The following is a 17399-nucleotide window of genomic DNA, read 5'->3' on the forward strand; positions in this document are numbered from 1 at the left end:
CCCCCCCCCCCGCCCCCGCCCCCCCCCCCCCCCCCCCCCCCCCCCCCCCCCCCCCCCCCCCCCCCCCCCCCCCCCCCCCCCCGGCCCCGCCTCGTCGGCGGGTCAGGCGCCGTGCGTCTTCTCGAAGAAGTCCGTCGCGTACGGGTTGTCGTTGTAGCGCTCGATGCGGCGGTACCCGGCCCGCTCGTACATCGCGATCGCCTCGGTCAGCGTCTCGTTCGTGTCCAGCCGGACGACGCGGTGACCGAGGTCGTGCGAGACGCCCTCGAGGTGGCGCAGGAGGCGCGAGCCGAGCCCGGCGCCGCGCCAGCCGTCGTGGACCCACATCCGCTTGATCTCGCCGACGCCCTCGGCGACGGTCCGTACGCCGCCGCAGGCGACGGGTTCGCCGTCGCTGACGGCGACGACGAAGGCGCCGCCGGGCGGGCTCAGCTCGGAGGCGTCGGCGGGGGAGGGATCGCCGGGGGCGAAGCCGGCGGGGAAGCGGCGGTCGAGCTCGGCGACGTACCGGCCGACCGCGGCGCGCGCGGCCGCGGCGAGCGGGTCCACCGTCTCGATCGTGACGGTCGCGGCGCGGACCAGGAGGTCCGCCTCGGCGAGCGCGCGGGCCAGGCGCTCGCGCTGTCGCGCGGTGAGCGGCTCCACGAGGGCGCGGGCCCGCTCGTCGGACCGCGCCTCGAGCTCGGCCCAGCGCTCCCGGCCGGACACCGTGAGCTCGACCCGGCGACGGCGGCGGTCCTCCGGGTCGGGCGTGAGGGCGACGAGCCCGTCGGCCTCGAGGTGCCGCAGCAGCCTGCTCAGGTAGCCGGAGTCCAGGCCGATCCGCGCCCGCAGTGCCTGGACGGTCCCGGGTTCGGCGCCGATCTCGAACAGCAGGCGCATCGTCCCGAGCGGGGCTCCCATCCCGAGGAACGAGTCCTCGAGGGCGCCGATCCGCTGGGTGTAGCTGCGGTTGAAGCGGCGCACCACGGCGCTCTGCTCGGCTATCGACATTTCGCTGACTTTAGTCAGTTGTTCGACGCGGCGCCAGAGAGCCGGCCCAGGAGCGGCTCAGCCGATGACGAGGCTGGCGATGAGCCCGTCGCGCACCCGGAAGCGCATCGGTCCGGTCCCGTTGTACCCGTTCCCCGTCACGCGCAGCAGCACCGTGACGGTGTCCGGCACGTCGTCGACCGCCATCGAGACCACGTCGAAGTGGCTCTGCCGGCCGATGTTGTCGGTGTGGTCCCAGGACCGGACACCGTCGCGACCGTGGAACTCGCGGCCCCAGTCGTTCAGGTAGGCGTCCTCGGTGAACGCCGCGACGAACCGGTCGGTGTCGGCGGCGTTGGTCGCGTCCACGAACTCACGGACGGCGGCGGGCAGGTCGTGCATGACCCTCCTCAGGGGCGGACCAGGATCGGCGCGCCGACAGGGAGCGCTCGCATCGCCTCCAGGCCGGCCGCCGTGAGGCGCAGGCAGCCGTTGCTCACCTCGCGCCCCTGGCCCGGTCCCACGTGGAACGCCACCATGGCTCCGCCGCTGCCGAGGAAGGAGTCGATCGCCTCGCTCTGCAGCGACGTGTACACCGCCAGTCCGACCTGCGACTCCGCGATCGTCAGCACCTGGCCCAGCCCCGGCGGGGTCGGCGTGACCGGGGCGCCCACACCGGCCGGGATCGTCTCGGCCCCGCCGGACGGAGCGGTGACGGTGACGCTGCGATCGGAGAGGTCGACGACGGCGGAGCTCGGCTCGGGCGTGAGCGTCACGTCCGCGGAGCGCACCCAGCCCGCCGCGTGGTTCACGCGCGACGGATCCTGCGACGGGAGCGCGAGGCGGCCCTCGGGGAGGAGCACCTGCACCCAGTCGCCCTGCGACTGCGTCACCACCCAGCGCGCCGGGTCCGCGTAGTTGTGGTCGCGGAGCGCGAGGACCGGCGGGACGGTGTCGTCCGGCGCCGTCCAGACGGGGATCGCCACCGCGACGGGCGTCGCCGAGAGGCGCGGCAGCTCGGCCACGTCGGCAACCGTGGCCTGGGGGAGACCCGCCGGGAGCAGGTCGATCGGGCTCGGGAACGGGAGTGCGGTGAGGTCGTACTCGGCAGCGGCGGGGGCCTGGGCGGGTGCCGGGGCCGGACGTGGCCACGGGTCCGGGCGTACGGCCACCGCGGCCGGCGGCTCCGGCGCCTCCGGCGTGAGGGCTGCGCTCGACGGGTCGGGAGCGCGCCAGCTCAGGACTGCTGCGACGAGCAGGGCCATGCCCACGGATCCGGCCACGAGACCCGCGCGGCGCGAGGTTGGCGCGGGCGGAGCGACCGAGGACCGGTCCGCCGTGGCGGCCGGGGCCGGGTCGGCCGTGGCGGTCGTGCGGTGATGGAGCATGGCGGCCCCCCTCGGCTCCGGGCATCCGCCTTCCATCGTGCCCCGCCCGACCCAGGCCCGCGATCCCGTCTTCACGTCCGTGTCACACACGTCCGATATGTTCTGCCCCGTCACCAGCCCCAAGAACCAGGAGATGCCACCGTGGCCCGCGCAGCCCGGCTCGACCCGGACACCCTGCCTTCCCTGATCGTCGCCGTCATCCTCACGGGGACGCTCGGCGCCGTCAGCTTCACGCTGTCCTTCTCGGGACTGGTGGAGGTGGCCGCCTGGGCGTCCGTCCCCGACTACCTGGCGTGGACCGTCCCGGTCACCGTCGACGCGTCGATCCTCGTCTACACGCTGGCCGTGTTCATCTTCCGGGCGCGTGGTGAGTCCAACGTCGGCGCGTGGACCTGGCTCATCATGTTCACGCTCGTGTCCGTCGCCGCGAACGCGGCGCACGCCTGGGACGCGTCGGTACGCGACTGGCACGGCTACGCCGGCGCCGCCCTCTCCGGCCTCGCGCCCGTGTCGGTGCTGCTCACGACGCACACCCTGGGCGAGCTGATCGTCGCCAAGCCCGAGCAACGTGCGTCCTCCGCGCGCAGCCGGGTCGTGCGGGCGGCGGAGCGCTGGGACGCGGCAGAGCAGGTCGACGTGCCAGGTCTGGCGCCGTCCGGCACGATGGCCGCGCTCGAGACCGGGGACGACGGCCGCGAGCCGGCGCTCGCCGGGATGCCCGGGGCGGGACCGGGGGAGGCGTGGGACCTGCCGGAGACAGGCTCCGGCGTCGGGCAGCGGACTGCCGCGCTCGACGCAGCGCGCGCGACCACCGTGACGGCCCCTGTGCCGCCGGCGGTGGCCGCGGAGCAGGCCACGGCCGCCGTGCAGGCGAGCACGCCCCGGCCGCGCACCCCGCGACCTGACATGCGCCTCGGCAGCGACCTCGGCGAGCAGATCCTCGACCTGCGCGCCAAGGGGGAGACGCTCAACATGATCGCCGACACGCTCGGCGTCAGCCGCGCCACCGTGAGCCGGCGGCTGAAGGAGTACCACGAGACCGGGGCGATCCCTGTGGTGACGCCGGAGCAGATCGCGGCCGCGGCGCGCTGAGCCGCGGCGCGCTGAGCCTGCGGCGCGCGCTCGCCGCGGTGCGCTCAGGAAGCCGCGGGCTCCTCGTGGGGCGCCTCCGCGTGCGCCACGTTCGAGAGCTGCCGCCACACGAGCGCGAGCGTGATCCCGGCGCCGACGAACGCGAACCAGAACGGGGCCGTCAGGCCCCAGTGCTCGGCGATGATGCCGCCGAGCGCGTTGCCGGCGACCATCCCGCCGTAGACGCACATCATGTAGACGGAGCCGACCCGCCCCTGGAACTCGGTCGGCACGGCGCGCTGCCGCACCGTCGACGACACCGTGCCCCACACGAACGCGTAGGCGCCGAACTGGACCATGATGACCATCGCGACCCAGCCGACGGTCGTCAGGGCGAGTGCGAGGTGGGTCAGCACCTCGAGCAGGAGGCAGGCCCGCATCAGCGTGGCGAGCGAGAAGCGCCGGTGCAGTCGCCCGAACGAGGCCGTCCCGGCCAGACCGCCGATGGCCGCCGCCGTGGTCAGGAGCCCGTACCCGACCTCGCCGAGGTGGACGTGGTCGCGGGCGTAGAGGACGAGGATGCTCCACCCCGCCGCCCACGTGACGTTGAACGCGAGGATGACGACCGCGAGCGTCCGCACCGGGGCGTGCGACCAGATCCAGCGCAGGCCCTCGGCGATGTCCTGGCGCACGTGCGTGTCGACGGCCTCGCGGACGCCGCCCCGAGGCGTCGCGATCCGGCCGATCAGGACGGCTGCCAGGCTCACCGCCACGACCTGGACGAGGAACGGCCACGCCATGCCGAGCGTGAACAGGAACGCGCCGACCGGCGGGCCCACGAGCTGGTTCGCGGTGAGGAAGCCGGCCTGCAGGCGGGCCTGCCCGACCGCGAGGTCCTCCCTGCGCACGAGCATCGGCATGAGCGTGCCGGCGGCCGAGTCTGCGAAGACCTCCGCGACGCCGTAGAGGAACATCGCGGCCAGGACGACGCCGATGCTCACGTGCCCGGTGAGGATCACGACCGCAAGCACGGCGATCACCGTTGCGCGCAGCAGGTTCGTGACGATGACGAGGACGCGGCGGTCGAGCCGGTCGGCGATCGCGCCCGCCCACAGGCCGAACAGGAGCCAGGGGAGCTGCTGCAGCAGCGCGGCGAGGGCGACGAGGAACGGCGAGCTGGTCTGGGAGGCGACGAGCAGAGGGCCGGCGGCGAGCGCGATGCCGTCGCCGATGTTGCTCACCCAGGACGACCCGAGGAGCCAGCGGAACGAGCGGCCCATACGGGCGGGGGCGATGGTCTCCAGGAATGCACTCACAGTTGCTCGAGTCTATTGACGATGGCTGAGGCTCACACGGGATTTTCGGGCCGCGCGGGCGTGATGCATGACGCTCGGGCCGACCTGCTGTGACGGCCGCAGTGAGGCATTTCTTCGGATTTGCGGACCAACCGGTCAATGCTCTCCGGAGATGGTCTTTCCAGGGTTGCCCTTGGCGTGCCGTAGAGGGTCGGGGCAAGGCGCGAGCGGGTGATCTTCGAGTGTGCCGAGCGTCTCTCTCGTGGTCTGCGGGGGGTGCTGACGGGCGCGTTCGCCACCAGGCGCCGAACGCCGGGCGAGCCGACCGCTCGCAGGCCTCCGGCGTATCTCCGCAGGTCATCGAGGCGCACTCTGGTGCCGTTCCCGGGAAATCGATAACGATTTCGTGACTGGCATCCCAAGTACTGGACGATCGTCCGACTCTGTGTTGACGGGCGCCCCACGAGGGTGCAAACTCTCACCAGACGGTGCGCATCGCCCGCCCCCTGCGCGGTGCGCACCGTCATACCCCGTCGGGCTCCGGCCCGTCTGCGACGCCCTCTCGGACCCCCTGCCGAGAGGGCGTCCGCATTGGGGGTGGGAGCGCGCTCACTGTTGCCCGTGATCGGCCAAGACTGTTGCCCGCGGCCTCGTCCCGTTCCGTTCATGGTGTGTGCGGGAGACGCGAGGCGGCTTCCCCGGCGCGCCGTCGGCGCGCCGCGCCCGCTCACGCCGGGCATGGCGGTTAGCGTGATGCGGTGAACGCTGCACGACGTCAGACCGCAGCCGCCCCGGAGCTCTCGGCCGACCTGCCCGCGGAGCTCTCGGCCGCGCTGTCCGACCAGAACCCGCAGGCGGCCGGCGACCTGACCGCGGCAGAGGCCGCCGAGCCCCCGAAGGCCGGCCCTCTCGACGAGGCGATCACCGGGTGGCGCGCCTCTCTCGTCCGCCTCGCCGGGGGCTCGTCCCTCACCGACATCGGCCTGCTCGGCGAGGCCGTCATCGACCTCTCGGCCGCCCACCCGTCGGGCGTGGCCCAGCTCTTCGCCGGGCGCCCCACGCGCCTGTCCAACCTCGTGCGCGAGGCCGCAGCCCTGCCGACGGCCCGCCGTCGAGCCCGCGCGGTCGCCGCCCGCTCGGCTGAGCACGCGCAGCGCTACGGCGTCGCGCCCACCTACCTGGCCATCGGGGTCGCGACCTGGATCGAGCGCCCGGCGCCTGACGGCGCCCCCGGCGACGACATGGAGGCCCTGGCCCGCATCCTCGGCCCGACGGCGTCCGCCGCGCCTCACCCCGCCACCTCGGCCGACGCGGAGGCCGGGCCGGGCGACCACGGCGCCGATCCCGAGGGCGCGCTGACCGGTTCGGTCCCGGTCGTCACCCTGGCCGCGCCCCGCGAGGCGACGGCGTCCGCCCGGGCGACCGGGCCGGCGTCGGACAGCTCGGAGCCGCGTGTGGTGCGCGCGCCCGTGCTGCTGCGCCCCGTGACCATCACGCCCCGCGGCGACGGCGAGGCCGACTACGACCTGACGCTCGAGCCCGCCGCCGAGATCAACCCCGTCGTGGCGCGGACGCTGCGTGCCCACGGGGCGCTGCTCGACCCGGCCGCGCTGGCGAAGGCGACCTTCACGCTCGCCGGCTTCGACCCCACGGACGTCCTCGACCGGATCTCCGACCTCGGCCGTGCCGTCCTCGGCGAGTTCGACCTCGACCGCCGCGTGCTCGTCGGGACGTTCGTGCACCCGGGGCAGGTGCTGGTCGACGACCTCGACGAGCTGGCGCCCTCGCTCGGGCGGCACGAGGTCGTCGCGGCGCTCGGCGGCATCGAGGACGCCGTGCGGGGGCTCGACGCCCTCGAGCTGCCCGAGCTGCGTGTCGGCGACGCCGAGCCTGCGTACGAACGCGGCGTGGGCGACCTCGATCCGCACCAGAGGCACGTGGTCGACGCGCTCGCCACGGGCAGCCACCTGTTCGTGGACGCGCCCGTCGGGTCGGACGTGGCGGGCACGCTCGCGGCCGTCGTCGCCGAGGCGAACGCGTCCGGGCGGTCCGTGCTCTACGTGCCCGGCCACCGCCGGGCGGCCGACGCGCTCGCCGCGCGCCTCGCCGAGCTGGGGCTGGAGGGCCTGCTGCTCGACGTCGCACCGACACCCACCTGGCGGCAGACCGTCTCGCGCCGGCTGCTCGAGGCGATGGCGCCCGCGCACGAGGAGATCGACGTCGACGGCGTGGCGCGCGTCCGCGACGCGCTGATCGGCGCGCGCGCCCAGCTCGCCGGGTACATCGAGGCGCTGCACCTCGTCCGGGACCCGTGGCGGGTCTCCGCCTACGACGCCCTGCAGGCGCTCGCCCGCCTCACGTCCGAGCGGCCCGCTCCGGACACGACCGTCCGGCTGCCGTCGGAGACCCTCCTGTCCCTCACGACCTCGCGCCGCGAGGAGCTCGCCGCCGATCTCGGGCGGGCCGCGGGGCTCGGCGCCTTCACGCTGCGGGCGACGTCCACGCCCTGGTACGGCGCGTCGCTCGTCACCGACGGAGACGCGCGCGAGGCACTCGCGCGCGTCAACCGGCTGCGGGAGCAGACGGTGCCGGAGCTGCGCAAGCAGATCGAGTACGTCGCCGAGGTGACCGGCCTGGTCCGCGCCACGAGCGCCCGGCAGTGGGGCGAGCAGCTCGCGATGCTCGGCGGGATGCGGGGCACGCTCGACGTCTTCCAGCCGATGGTCTTCGAACGCACCGCCGCCGACATGGTCCAGGCCACCGCCTCGCGTCGCTGGCGCGCCGAGCAGAGCGTCGAGATGGGCTGGTTCGAGCGGCGCCGGTTGCGCCGCCGGGCGCGCGACATGGTCCGGCCAGGGGTGCGCGTGCCGGACATGCACGCGGCCCTCGTGGAGGTGCAGCGCCAGCGAGAGGTCTGGCAGGCACAGTGCCCGCGTGGCGGCTGGCCGACGCTGCCCGAGGGGCTCGCCGTCGTCGAGGAGACGCACGAGGCGGTCCGGATCGACCTCGAGGCGCTCGAGCCGGTGCTCGCGACCTCGCACGCCGGGGGCTCGCTCCTCGACCTGGATCTCGACGCCCTCGGCCAGCGGCTCGCTGCCCTCGCCGGGGATGCCGACGCACTGCAGACCCTGCCCGAGCGGACGTCCCTGCTGCGCCGGGTGCGCAGCTCGGGCCTGTCCGACCTCGTGGACGACCTCGCCGCCCGGCGGGTCGACGGCGCACTGGTCGGGGCGGAGCTCGAGCTCGCCTGGTGGAGCTCGGTGTTCGAGCAGGTCCTCGCCGTGGAGCCGTCGCTCGCCGGGCAGGACGGGGCCGGGCTCGATGCCCTCGCCCGGCGCTTCCGCGAGCTCGACCTGCGGCACGTCGCCGCGCTGGAGCCGCCCGTCCGGGCGGCCGTGCGGACGCACCTCGGGGCCTCGATGCGGGAGTTCCGCGAGTCCGCGGAGGAGCTGTTCAACGAGCTCGTCGAGGGCCGGCTCACGTCGCTGCGCGAGCTCGCGGAACAGCACGGGACCGTGCTCCGGCGCCTGCGCCCCACTGTGGTCTCGACCCCGACGCTCGTGCCGCACCTGCTTCCCGCGGCGCGGTGCATGGACCTCGTGATCCTCGACGCCGTGCAGCACGTCCCGGTCGAGGTCGTGGTCTCGGCGCTCTCGCGCGGGCGTCAGATCGTCGTGGTGGGTGACCCGCGGTCCGCCTCCGGCACTGCCGTGCGGGAGCTCGCCGGCCTCCTGCCCACGGTCTCGCTGCAGCCCGTGCCCGGTGCACGCGACTCGCACCTGACGGCCCTCCTCGCCGCCCACGGGTACGCCGGCGTGCTGCGCCCCGCGCCCTTGCCGCGCACGGAGGCGCTCGTGCACTTCTCCGTCGTCGACGGTACGGGGATGCCGGACGCCGACTCGGGGACGGTGGAGTCGACGCGGGCCGAGGTCGACCGGGTCGTCGACCTGGCGATCGAGCACGCGATCACGCGCCCCGACGAGACCTTCGGCATCGTCACCGTCACCGCCGTCCACGCGGACCGCATCCGCGAGGCGCTGCTCGCCGAGGTCCGGTCGAACCCGGCGCTCGCCCCGTTCTTCGCCGGGTCGCGGCCGGAGCCGGTCGTCGTCGCCGACGTGACCGGCGCGGCAGGCCTCCAGCGGGACACCATCGTGCTGTCGCTCGGGTTCGGGCGGACCCCGCACGGGCGCGTGCTGCACCGGTTCGGCGTGCTCGGCGAGGCCGGGGGCGACGCGATGCTGCTCGGCGCGCTCGGCGCGACGCGGCGGCGCCTGCACGTCGTGTCCTGCTTCCCCGCCGGCGACCTCGACCCCGAGCGCCTCCGGGGGCCCGGGCCGCAGTTCCTGTCCGAGGTGCTCGCGTTCGCCGAGGCCCGCTCCGGGCTCGCCGACCAGGTCGAGATCGGCAACGGCGTCGACGTGGCGCGCGCCCCCGACCGTCTCGTCATCGACCTCGGCGAGCGGCTGTGGCGGTCCGGCCTGGTCGTCGAGACCGACTACGGCGTCGGCGACGGCGACCGCATCCCGCTCGTCGTCGGACACCCCGACCTGCCCGGCGAGCTGCTCGTCGCCGTCCTCACCGACGACGCCGCGTACGTGGCCGAGCCGTCCATCCGGGTGCGGGACCGTCAGCTCGCCGAGCGGCTCGAGCGGCTCGGGTGGGTCGTGGCCCAGGTGTGGTCCGCGGCCGCGTTCCTCGACCCCGACGGCGAGGCCGAGCGGGTCCGGCGCGTGGTCCAGGCGGTCCGCGACGAGCGCGTCGGGATGGCCGGGGGCGTCGCGCCCGCGGCGGACGTCGTGGTCCCCGCGGTGCTGGACGACGGGCCGGAGGACTGAGCGTCGCCACCCTGACTCTCCGGGCGGGGCCCTGCGGCGGGCGCGGGACAATGGGTGCGTGAGCGACGAGACCGAGCCCGGGACGGAGCCGGGTGCTGCCGAGGTGGAGCCGGGCGTGGGCCGACGGCGGCGTGGGCCCCGGCGGGCCGTGCGCCGCGGGGCCGAGCAGGAGGCGGTGCTCGGCGTGAGCTCCGACGAGCGGCCGGACGGCTGGGGAGAGGCGCGCGACGGCTCCGGCGCGACGGACGCCCGGGGCGAGCGTCCGGCGTCCGGCAGCGGGTTCGGGTCGAACGACGAGCGGCTGCGCCAGGACGTGCCGCCGCACTGGTGACGGCCACGCCGGGCGTGCCGGAGCCGGCGGGTCTCCAGACGCGGAGAGGGCCGGGATCCACGATCCCGGCCCTCTGTCGACCCACGGCGTGGGCGACGTCCCGTCAGCGCCGCTGCTGCTCCTGCACCTGGGCGCGGAGCAGGTCGCGGATCTCCTGCAGGACCAGGACGTCCTCGGCGGGCGCCTTGGGCTCCGGCTCGGCGCCCTTCTTGCGCAGGGCCATGAGGCGGTTCACCGGCACCATGACGACGAAGTACAGCGCGGCGGCGACGAGGACGAAGTTCAGCACCGCGTCAAGGAACAGGCCGAGACTGAACTTGGCCTCGTTGATCGTGAAGTTGCCGACGCCCGAGAGATCCGGCGACGCGAACATCGCGGCGATCAGCGGGTTGATGATGCCATCCATCAGGCCCGTGACGATCCCGGTGAACGCGGCGCCGATGATCAGGCCGACCGCGAGGTCGAGAACGTTGCCGCGCGTGATGAAAGCCTTGAAGCCCTGAAGCATGGGTGTGAGTCCCCCTGGGGTCGTCGGTACGAGATCTGCGGGGCTAGGTTCCCACGCCTGCCCGGTAGGGAGGTATGCGGCAGGCGATCGGGGATCGCTCGCCCCGGTTCACGGGACCAGGACCGCCGTCACCGCGCCGCCCCACGCGACGCCGAGGCCGGCGACAGCCGAGAGTGCCGCTGCGTCGGCGGCAGGGACTGCCACGAGCGTGATGCCCGGGTCCTGCGCCTCACCCCCGCCGAGCAGCCCGCTCGCGGGCGCCGCAGCGGACCGTCCGGCGGGCACCGGGAGCACGAGAGCGCGCCGGGCGAGGTAGACCGGGCCCTCTCCCGCGCGCGGGTCGGCCGTGAGCAGGTCCACCCGGTCGCCGGGACGCAGCAGCCCGCCGACGGCGGCATCGGCGAGGCGCACGGGGACCACGACCGTGCCGGGCGGGACGGACGCGGCCACGCCGTCGGAGACCAGGCCGGTCAGGAGCGGCATTCCCGCGGGCAGGCCGACGGCGGCGACCCGGCCGAGCACGCCGCTCACGGACCGTGCCGCGCCCTCGGGGACGAGCGACTCGGCGACCGGGCGCGTCACGACGTCGTCGGCGGTCAGCTCGGCACCCGCGAGAACCGCGCGTGCGGTGACCACGACGTCGACCGTAGGAGGCGGGGGAGGGCGCAGGAGCTGCACCGTCGTCGTGGCCGCGAGCCCGCAGCACAGTGCGGCGGCGGCGTACCGCCAGTGCCAGGCGAGCCGCCGCAGCCGGCGTAGCCGTTCCCGGCGGGCGGCCATGAGCCGGGCGCGGTCGGGTGCCGCGGTGCGGGGGAGGAGCGCGTCGGGAAGCCTCATGCACCCGACGCTAGGGACCCGTGGGGTCGGGTGGACGCCCGCGGGGACCGCCTGTGCACGAGGACCGCGCAGCGGCGCCTGTGGTCACGGTCCGCCCGGCGCAACGCCGTCGGACGGCCGCACCCGGAAGGGTCAGGCCGAGGCGGCCTTGGAGCCGCCGGTCTTGGAGCCGCCGGACGAGGAGGACCCGGACGAGGTCGAGCCGGAGGAGGAGCCCGACGAGGAGGACGTCGAGGGCGCGGGGCTCGACGACGTGCCCGACGAGCCCGACGTGCTCGACGCGGACGCCCCGGTCGTGCTCGACGACTTGGCGCCGCGCGAGTCGTTCCGGTAGAAGCCGGAGCCCTTGAAGGTGACGCCCACGGACGCGAAGACCTTGCGCAGGCTGCCGCCACACTCCGGGCACTCGGTCAGTGTGTCGTCGGTGAAGGCCTGGTGGATGTCGAAGGCATGGCCGCAGTCGGCACACCGGTAGGCGTAGGTGGGCACGGGCACTCCTCAAGGGGGCTGGCACTCGGGATTTCCGACTGCCAATCATAACGGCCGAGAGGCCGGTGATAGTCCGGGAAGGTCTGACGACCGCGGTAGTCTCGCCTGCGTGTCGACCACCACACCGGACCAGTCCACGGCGCCCGACGAGGTGACCCCGCCCGAGCCTCCGGCGAAGCATCGCAGCAGGTTGCGCCGCATGGTTGTCGGCACGGCGGTGGTCGTGGTCCTCGTGCTCGTCGCGGGCACGACCTTCGGCGTGGTGACGGGCCGCCGGCCCCTGCCGCAGTACGACGGCGAGCTCACGCTCGACGGGCTCTCCGCCGAGGCGCACGTGTTCCGCGACGCCCAGGGCGTCCCGCAGGTGTACGCGGAGACCCCGGAGGACCTGTTCCGGGCGCAGGGCTACGTCCAGGCGCAGGACCGCTTCTTCGAGATGGACTACCGGCGGCACGTCACGGCCGGTCGCCTGTCGGAGCTGGTCGGGGACCAGGAGGCGGCGATCAACGCCGACATGGTCCTGCGGACGTTCGGCTGGCGCGAGGTCGCCGAGCAGGAGCTGAACCTCCTGGCGCCCGAGACGAGGTCGTACCTCGAGGCGTACGCGGACGGCGTGAACGCGTACCTCGAGGGCCGGCACCTCGGTGAGATCGCCGTGGAGTACACGGTCCTGGGCGTGAACGTGAACCTCGACGACCCCGAGCCGTGGGAGCCGGTGGACTCGCTCGCCTGGCTCAAGGCGATGGCCTGGGACCTGCGCGACAACTACGACGACGAGCTCGACCGCGCCCTGGCGTACAGCACGCTCAAGGACCCGGCGCTCGTCGACGAGCTGTTCCCCGCCTACGCGGCGGCCGGCAACGCGCCGATCGTCGACCCGGCCGAGCTGGAGCTCGCGGCGCCGCTCGAGGCGACCCAGACGTCGTCGGGCACGACGGCGGAGCTGCCCCCGGGGGACGACGCCGCCTTCGAGGACCCGCACCTGGCCGAAGCGCTCGAGGCCGCCCGGCAGGCGCTCGCCGCCGTCCCCGTGCAGATCGCGCGGGGTGAGGGCACGGGCTCGAACTCGTGGGCGATCGCCGGCGACCTGACCGAGTCCGGGGAGCCGCTCCTTGCGAACGACCCGCACCTCAAGCTGACGTCGCCCGGCGTGTGGGCCCAGGTGGGCCTGCACTGCACGGAGGTGGGGGAAGCGTGCCCGTTCGACGTGGCGGGCTTCTCCTTCGCCGGGTTCCCGGGAGTGATGATCGGGCACAACGCCGACCTCGCATGGGGTCTGACCAACATGGGCGCCGACGTCACAGACTTCTTCATCGAGCGCGTGCGCGACGACAACTGGCTGCGTGACGGAACCCCGGGCGCCGAGGTGTGGGAGCCGATCGAGACGCGGACGGAGACGATCCGCGTCGAGGGCAGCAGCCCGATCGACTTCGAGGTCCGGTCGACGGCCCACGGCCCGATCATCTCGTCGGTCATGGACGAGACCGAGATGGAGGCCGTGCGCCACGCGCCCACGGAGTACCAGACGGAGCTCGGTCAGTACGAGATCTCGCTCGCCTGGACGGCGCTCGAGCCGGGCCGGACGGCCGACGCCGTCTTCGCGCTCAACCTGGCCGCGACGCCCGAGGACGTCCAGGCCGCGGCCGCAGTCTTCGACGTCCCGGCCCAGAACATCGTGTTCGCCACCACCGACGGGCACATCGGATACCAGGCGCCGGGAAGCATCCCCGTGCGGGCCGACTTCCCTGCCACGCCGCGGCCTGACGGCACCTGGCCGCGTCCCGGCTGGGACGCGCGCTTCGACTGGACCGGCTACGTCGACCCCAGCCAGATGCCCCGGGTGCTCGACCCGGCCGAGGGCTTCATCGTGGCCGCCAACCAGGCGGTGCTGCCCAGCGGCACCGGGCCGTTCCTCACCAACGACTGGGACTACGGCTACCGGTCCCAGCGGATCCGCACCCTGATCCAGCAGCAGGTCGACGCCGGCCGGAAGTTCAGCGTCGACGACATGGCGAGCATCCAGACCGACGCCGACAGCCGGTACGCCGAGATGCTCGTGCCGGCCCTGCTCGACGTCGACCTTCCCGACGGCTACCAGTCCGACGGCCAGCGGCTCCTCGAGGACTGGGACGGCTCGATGGACGCCGACTCCGCCGCCGCTGCCTACTTCGCGGCCGTGTGGCGCAACCTGCTCAAGGAGACGTTCTGGGACGAGCTTCCGGAGAGCATGCGACCCGACGGCAGCAGCCAGTGGCTCACCGTCGTCCAGGGGATGCTGGGCAACGTGAGCGACCCGTTCTGGGACGACAAGTCCACCGTCGCCGTCGTGGAGAGCCGCGACGAGATCCTGTCCCGCGCGCTCGTCACGGCCCGTCAGGACCTCACTGTCGAGCTGGGCAAGGACGCCGAGGACTGGACCTGGGGCACCCTGCACCAGCTCCAGCCGCCGCACCCCCTGGGCGCGGGCGTGCCCGGCGCTCTCCAGCAGTTCTTGGAGCCGGCGTCGCGCAAGGTCGGCGGCAGCTCCTCCGTCGTGAACGCGACGTCCTGGGACGCCGGGACGGGCAGCTTCGCCGTCTCGAGCGGCCCGTCGATGCGGATGGTCGTCGACCTGGGCCACCTCGACCGCTCCACCTGGGTGACGGTGAGCGGCGTGTCCGCCCACCCGGCGTCCTCCCACTTCGAGGACCAGCTCGACGCGTGGGTCGATGGCGAGACGTTCGGCTGGCCCTTCTCGCCGACGGCCGTCGAGGGCACGGCGGAGGACGAGCTCACGCTGGTTCCCTGACGAGCCGGTCCAGACGCGCGGGGTCAGGGCAGCTGGCGCCAGTCGACGGTCGTCGCCACGGCGTCCACCAGGATGTCGTGCGTCTGGACGGGCAGGGGGCGCGTCGCGGCGTCGTACACCTCTTCCGGGAACACGACCGCGATGACCCGGGAGCCGGGCCGCAGGCCGGTCAGCACGCGGTCGTACCAGCCGCCGCCCTGGCCGAGCCGGACCCCGCGGGAGTCGACCGCGAGGGCCGGCACCACGACGACGTCGGCCAGCTTGATCGCGTCCGTGCCCAGCGTGGGGCCGCCCGGTTCCGGCGGCCGGCCCGGCGCGCGCTCGCGCAGGTCCTCCGGGCCCGTGTACTCAGCCCAGTCGCGCGCGAGGCCGGAGCCGAGCACCGGCAGCAAGACCCGCGCCCCGCGGCTCGCCAGGCGCTCCAGGAGCGGGCCGGTGCCGGGCTCGAAGGAGCGGGCGGCGTACGTGGCGACGCACGACGCGTCCCGGACCTCCGGGATCGAGGCGATCACGTCCGCGAAGGCCTCGGCCGCGTGGGCGCGCAGGCGCGCCGAACGGTTGCTGCGCTGGGCGCGGATCGCGCGCCGCAGCGCGTCCTTGGCGTCTGCCGCCTCCATCCCGGCCTTGACGGGGTACGGCTGGGTGATCGGGGTCCAGGCGCCGCTCATGGCCGCCATTCTTCCAAACTTTCCACCCGGCGAGCGCGGGCGTGCCGCGAAGGGGGGACAAGAGTGCGGATCAGGATGCCGATCCGGTCCGCTGGAGGACTACTGTGCCCTTCTGCGCATGTGCCGCGCGGAGCCGACGAAGGAAGTGGGGTGTCGCCGTGAGGCTGCTCGGCGCGTCGAGGACGTCCGACCGTGATAGACCCTCCATCGAGGGGGCGGCGCCGGGCGGGCCTGACAGGGGGCGAGAGATGACGTACCAGCCGTTCGGCTCGCCGTCGCCCGTTGGGCCGGAGACGCCGGACGAGTCGACGAGCTCGACGACCCGACGGTTTGCAAAGGGGTGGACCGTGGCCAAGCCCTGGCCGGTCACGCTGCGGGAGGACACGCCCTCGGGCGTCGTCGTGCTGCGGCCGCTGCGCCGCAAGGACAGCTCCACGTGGATGCGGCTGCGTTCCGAGAACGCGGCGTGGCTCGAGCCGTGGGAGGCGACGTCGCCGGGCACGGGCCACGGACAGCAGGGGACCGTCGCGACGTTCGGCGAGTATGTGCGGGCACTGTCCGCACAGGCGCGCGCAGGGACGACCCTGCCGTTCGCGGTGGAGCTCGACGGGGCGCTGGTCGGCCAGCTCACCGTCGCGTCGATCACCTACGGCTCGCTGTGCTCGGCGAGCATCGGCTACTGGATCGGCCGTGAGGCCGCCGGTCGCGGAGTCATCCCCACGGGCGTCGCGATGGCGGTCGACTACTGCTTCTTCGTGCTCGGCCTGCACCGCATGGAGGTCAACATCCGCCCGGAGAACGGCCCCAGCCTGCGTGTGGTCGAGAAGCTCGGCCTGCGCGACGAAGGCCTTCGCGAGCGGTTCCTGCACATCCAGGGTGCCTGGCGCGACCACCGCACCTTCGCCATCACCTCGGAGGAAGTTCCGGGCGGCCTGCTCGCCCGCTGGCAGGCGACGCGCGACGCGATCTGATCAGCAGGGCTCTCCCCGCCCGCCGGGCGGCCGGGGCGATGCACCCGGGGCGCGCGACCGGCGTCGGGCAAACGCGCGCGGGCGGCGGCGGACACGCCGGGGTGATGTCCCCTGAGGGCATGTGCGCGTCGCCTACCGTCGTGCTGTGGAATCGCCCGCGGGACTGACAGCCGTGGCGCTGTTCGTCCTCTGGCTGGGCTACGGCGTCCCGTATCTCGTGCGCCACCGGCACCGGCTCGCGGAGGCGCGGATCGGTGACCGATTCTCCTCGGGGCTGCGGGTGGTCGCCGTCGGTGGCACCGAGAAACTTATGGCAAATCGGGCGGATTCGACTACAGTTTCGGCCAAGATCGAGTCTGGGCAAGGGGGGGCGATGGCCGCCAGAACTCCGGTCAGCAGGGCGCAGACCGGCACGCCCCGCACGGGCGCCGCGGTCGAGGTCCGCCGCACTATGCACGTCCCCGACCGGCTGGTCCGGCTCGAGGCACGCGCGCGACGCGCGGCCCGGGCACGCCGACGACTCATCGTCACCCTGCTCCTGCTGCTGGCGAGCGCCGCCGCGTGGGCAGGCGTGGTACTCGACACGCTGCACTGGGGCGTCGCCTCGGTGCCGTCCGTGCTGCTCGTGCTCGTGCTCGCGCTCGGGCGTCGCGCCGCCGTCGCGGCCCGCCGCGCGGACGCGATGTGGGCGGCTGCACGGCGGGCCGCCCGGTCGCGCGCCACCGAGGCGCGCGTCCTCGCCGGCGGTGGCCCGCACGCGCCTCGGAACCGCCTGCGCGTCACCGGTGTGGCCGTCCACGGGTCCGACACGACCACGCAGGTGATCCCCCGCGTCGAGAAGAAGAAGCGCGACGTGCTCGACGAGATCCTCGAGCCGGAGCCCGAGCCCGTCAAGGTGGTCGAGGTCGACGAGCGCGGTGTCGTCCCGGCGCCGGTCGAGGAGCCGGGCGGCCTTGCGTGGAACCCCGTTCCCGTGCCGCTGCCCACCTACGTCACCAAGCCGCCGGCCCCGCGCCGCGAGCCGGTGCCGCTCACGGGTGGCACCCCCGTGGTGCCCGCCGCCTCGGCACCGGACGCAGCGCCGGGCTCGGCACCGGCCGAGGGTGCCGTGGCCGACGACGCGGCGCGCCGCGCCGAGGACGACCTGCTGCGCGGCGACGTGCCGCACACGCGGACCGAGACCCTGGCCCAGCCGCTCGAGGAGATCCTCGCGCGGCGCCGGGCCGCGGGGTGAGTCGCCGGC

At 74.3% G+C, this 17399-nt stretch carries 14 protein-coding genes; 6 read left to right on the forward strand and 8 right to left on the reverse strand.

Annotation, left to right across the window (positions count from 1 at the left end; all coding sequences use genetic code 11):
* Nucleotides 1–102: 102 nt before the first annotated feature.
* Genes L1785_RS02545 through L1785_RS02555 form a run of 3 tightly spaced genes read right to left on the reverse strand, consistent with a single transcriptional unit; the run spans nt 103 to nt 2360 of the window.
* Complete coding sequence (locus L1785_RS02545) at nt 103–993, reverse strand: bifunctional helix-turn-helix transcriptional regulator/GNAT family N-acetyltransferase (RefSeq protein ID WP_236087564.1); 891 nt, start codon at nt 991–993, stop codon at nt 103–105.
* Nucleotides 994–1050: 57 nt separating this feature from the next.
* A complete protein-coding gene (locus L1785_RS02550; RefSeq protein ID WP_236087565.1) occupies nt 1051–1374 on the reverse strand; it encodes a nuclear transport factor 2 family protein in 324 nt (107 codons plus the stop codon).
* A gap of 8 nt (nt 1375–1382) precedes the next feature.
* A complete protein-coding gene (locus L1785_RS02555) occupies nt 1383–2360 on the reverse strand; it encodes a L,D-transpeptidase family protein (protein WP_236087566.1) in 978 nt (325 codons plus the stop codon).
* A gap of 141 nt (nt 2361–2501) precedes the next feature.
* Between L1785_RS02555 and L1785_RS02560 the strand changes: the two genes are divergently transcribed.
* Nucleotides 2502–3452: a DUF2637 domain-containing protein gene (locus tag L1785_RS02560; protein WP_236087567.1), complete on the forward strand. Its 951-nt coding sequence runs from the start codon at nt 2502–2504 to the stop codon at nt 3450–3452.
* Between the two features lie 44 nt (nt 3453–3496).
* Here L1785_RS02560 and L1785_RS02565 read toward each other — a convergent pair whose 3' ends face one another.
* On the reverse strand, nt 3497–4747 hold the full coding sequence (locus L1785_RS02565; RefSeq protein ID WP_236087568.1) for an MFS transporter: 1251 nt from the start codon (nt 4745–4747) through the stop codon (nt 3497–3499).
* 737 nt (nt 4748–5484) lie between these two features.
* On the opposite strand from L1785_RS02565, the gene L1785_RS02570 reads away from it, so the two are divergent.
* Nucleotides 5485–9564 (forward strand): PDDEXK-like endonuclease domain-containing protein, encoded by a 4080-nt coding sequence (locus L1785_RS02570; RefSeq protein ID WP_236087569.1) that lies wholly within the window; start codon nt 5485–5487, stop codon nt 9562–9564.
* A gap of 58 nt (nt 9565–9622) precedes the next feature.
* Complete coding sequence (locus L1785_RS02575) at nt 9623–9895, forward strand: hypothetical protein (RefSeq protein WP_236087570.1); 273 nt, start codon at nt 9623–9625, stop codon at nt 9893–9895.
* Between the two features lie 103 nt (nt 9896–9998).
* Here L1785_RS02575 and mscL read toward each other — a convergent pair whose 3' ends face one another.
* The 3 genes from mscL to L1785_RS02590 form a co-directional block, all read right to left on the reverse strand.
* A complete protein-coding gene (gene mscL, locus L1785_RS02580) occupies nt 9999–10403 on the reverse strand; it encodes a large conductance mechanosensitive channel protein MscL (protein WP_236087571.1) in 405 nt (134 codons plus the stop codon).
* A gap of 108 nt (nt 10404–10511) precedes the next feature.
* Nucleotides 10512–11240, reverse strand: a complete 729-nt coding sequence (locus tag L1785_RS02585) for an SAF domain-containing protein (RefSeq protein ID WP_236087572.1) — start codon at nt 11238–11240, stop codon at nt 10512–10514.
* Nucleotides 11241–11372: 132 nt separating this feature from the next.
* Nucleotides 11373–11729 carry an FmdB family zinc ribbon protein gene (locus L1785_RS02590; protein WP_236087573.1) on the reverse strand — a complete coding sequence of 119 codons (357 nt, stop codon included), beginning with the start codon at nt 11727–11729 and terminating at the stop codon, nt 11373–11375.
* Between the two features lie 109 nt (nt 11730–11838).
* Here L1785_RS02590 and L1785_RS02595 point away from each other — a divergent pair, with 109 nt between their 5' ends.
* Nucleotides 11839–14517: a penicillin acylase family protein gene (locus tag L1785_RS02595; RefSeq protein WP_308113232.1), complete on the forward strand. Its 2679-nt coding sequence runs from the start codon at nt 11839–11841 to the stop codon at nt 14515–14517.
* Nucleotides 14518–14540: 23 nt separating this feature from the next.
* Here L1785_RS02595 and L1785_RS02600 read toward each other — a convergent pair whose 3' ends face one another.
* Nucleotides 14541–15185, reverse strand: coding sequence for a 5-formyltetrahydrofolate cyclo-ligase (locus L1785_RS02600; RefSeq protein ID WP_236087574.1), 645 nt, complete (start codon nt 15183–15185; stop codon nt 14541–14543).
* 347 nt (nt 15186–15532) lie between these two features.
* Between L1785_RS02600 and L1785_RS02605 the strand changes: the two genes are divergently transcribed.
* Nucleotides 15533–16156, forward strand: a complete 624-nt coding sequence (locus tag L1785_RS02605) for a GNAT family N-acetyltransferase (protein ID WP_308113233.1) — start codon at nt 15533–15535, stop codon at nt 16154–16156.
* A gap of 145 nt (nt 16157–16301) precedes the next feature.
* Nucleotides 16302–17390, forward strand: coding sequence for a hypothetical protein (locus L1785_RS02610; protein ID WP_236087575.1), 1089 nt, complete (start codon nt 16302–16304; stop codon nt 17388–17390).
* Nucleotides 17391–17399: the final 9 nt, after the last annotated feature.

This window comes from Antribacter soli, from assembly GCF_021568775.1.
GTDB classification, from domain to species: Bacteria; Actinomycetota; Actinomycetes; order Actinomycetales; family Cellulomonadaceae; genus Antribacter; species Antribacter soli.

Coding starts and splice junctions, on each gene's coding strand:
- L1785_RS02545 (WP_236087564.1), bottom strand. CDS start 993: ATGTCGATAGCCGAGCAGAGCGCCGTGGTGCGCCGCTTCAACCGCAGC.
- L1785_RS02550 (WP_236087565.1), bottom strand. CDS start 1,374: ATGCACGACCTGCCCGCCGCCGTCCGTGAGTTCGTGGACGCGACCAAC.
- L1785_RS02555 (WP_236087566.1), bottom strand. CDS start 2,360: ATGCTCCATCACCGCACGACCGCCACGGCCGACCCGGCCCCGGCCGCC.
- mscL (WP_236087571.1), bottom strand. CDS start 10,403: ATGCTTCAGGGCTTCAAGGCTTTCATCACGCGCGGCAACGTTCTCGAC.
- L1785_RS02585 (WP_236087572.1), bottom strand. CDS start 11,240: ATGAGGCTTCCCGACGCGCTCCTCCCCCGCACCGCGGCACCCGACCGC.
- L1785_RS02600 (WP_236087574.1), bottom strand. CDS start 15,185: ATGAGCGGCGCCTGGACCCCGATCACCCAGCCGTACCCCGTCAAGGCC.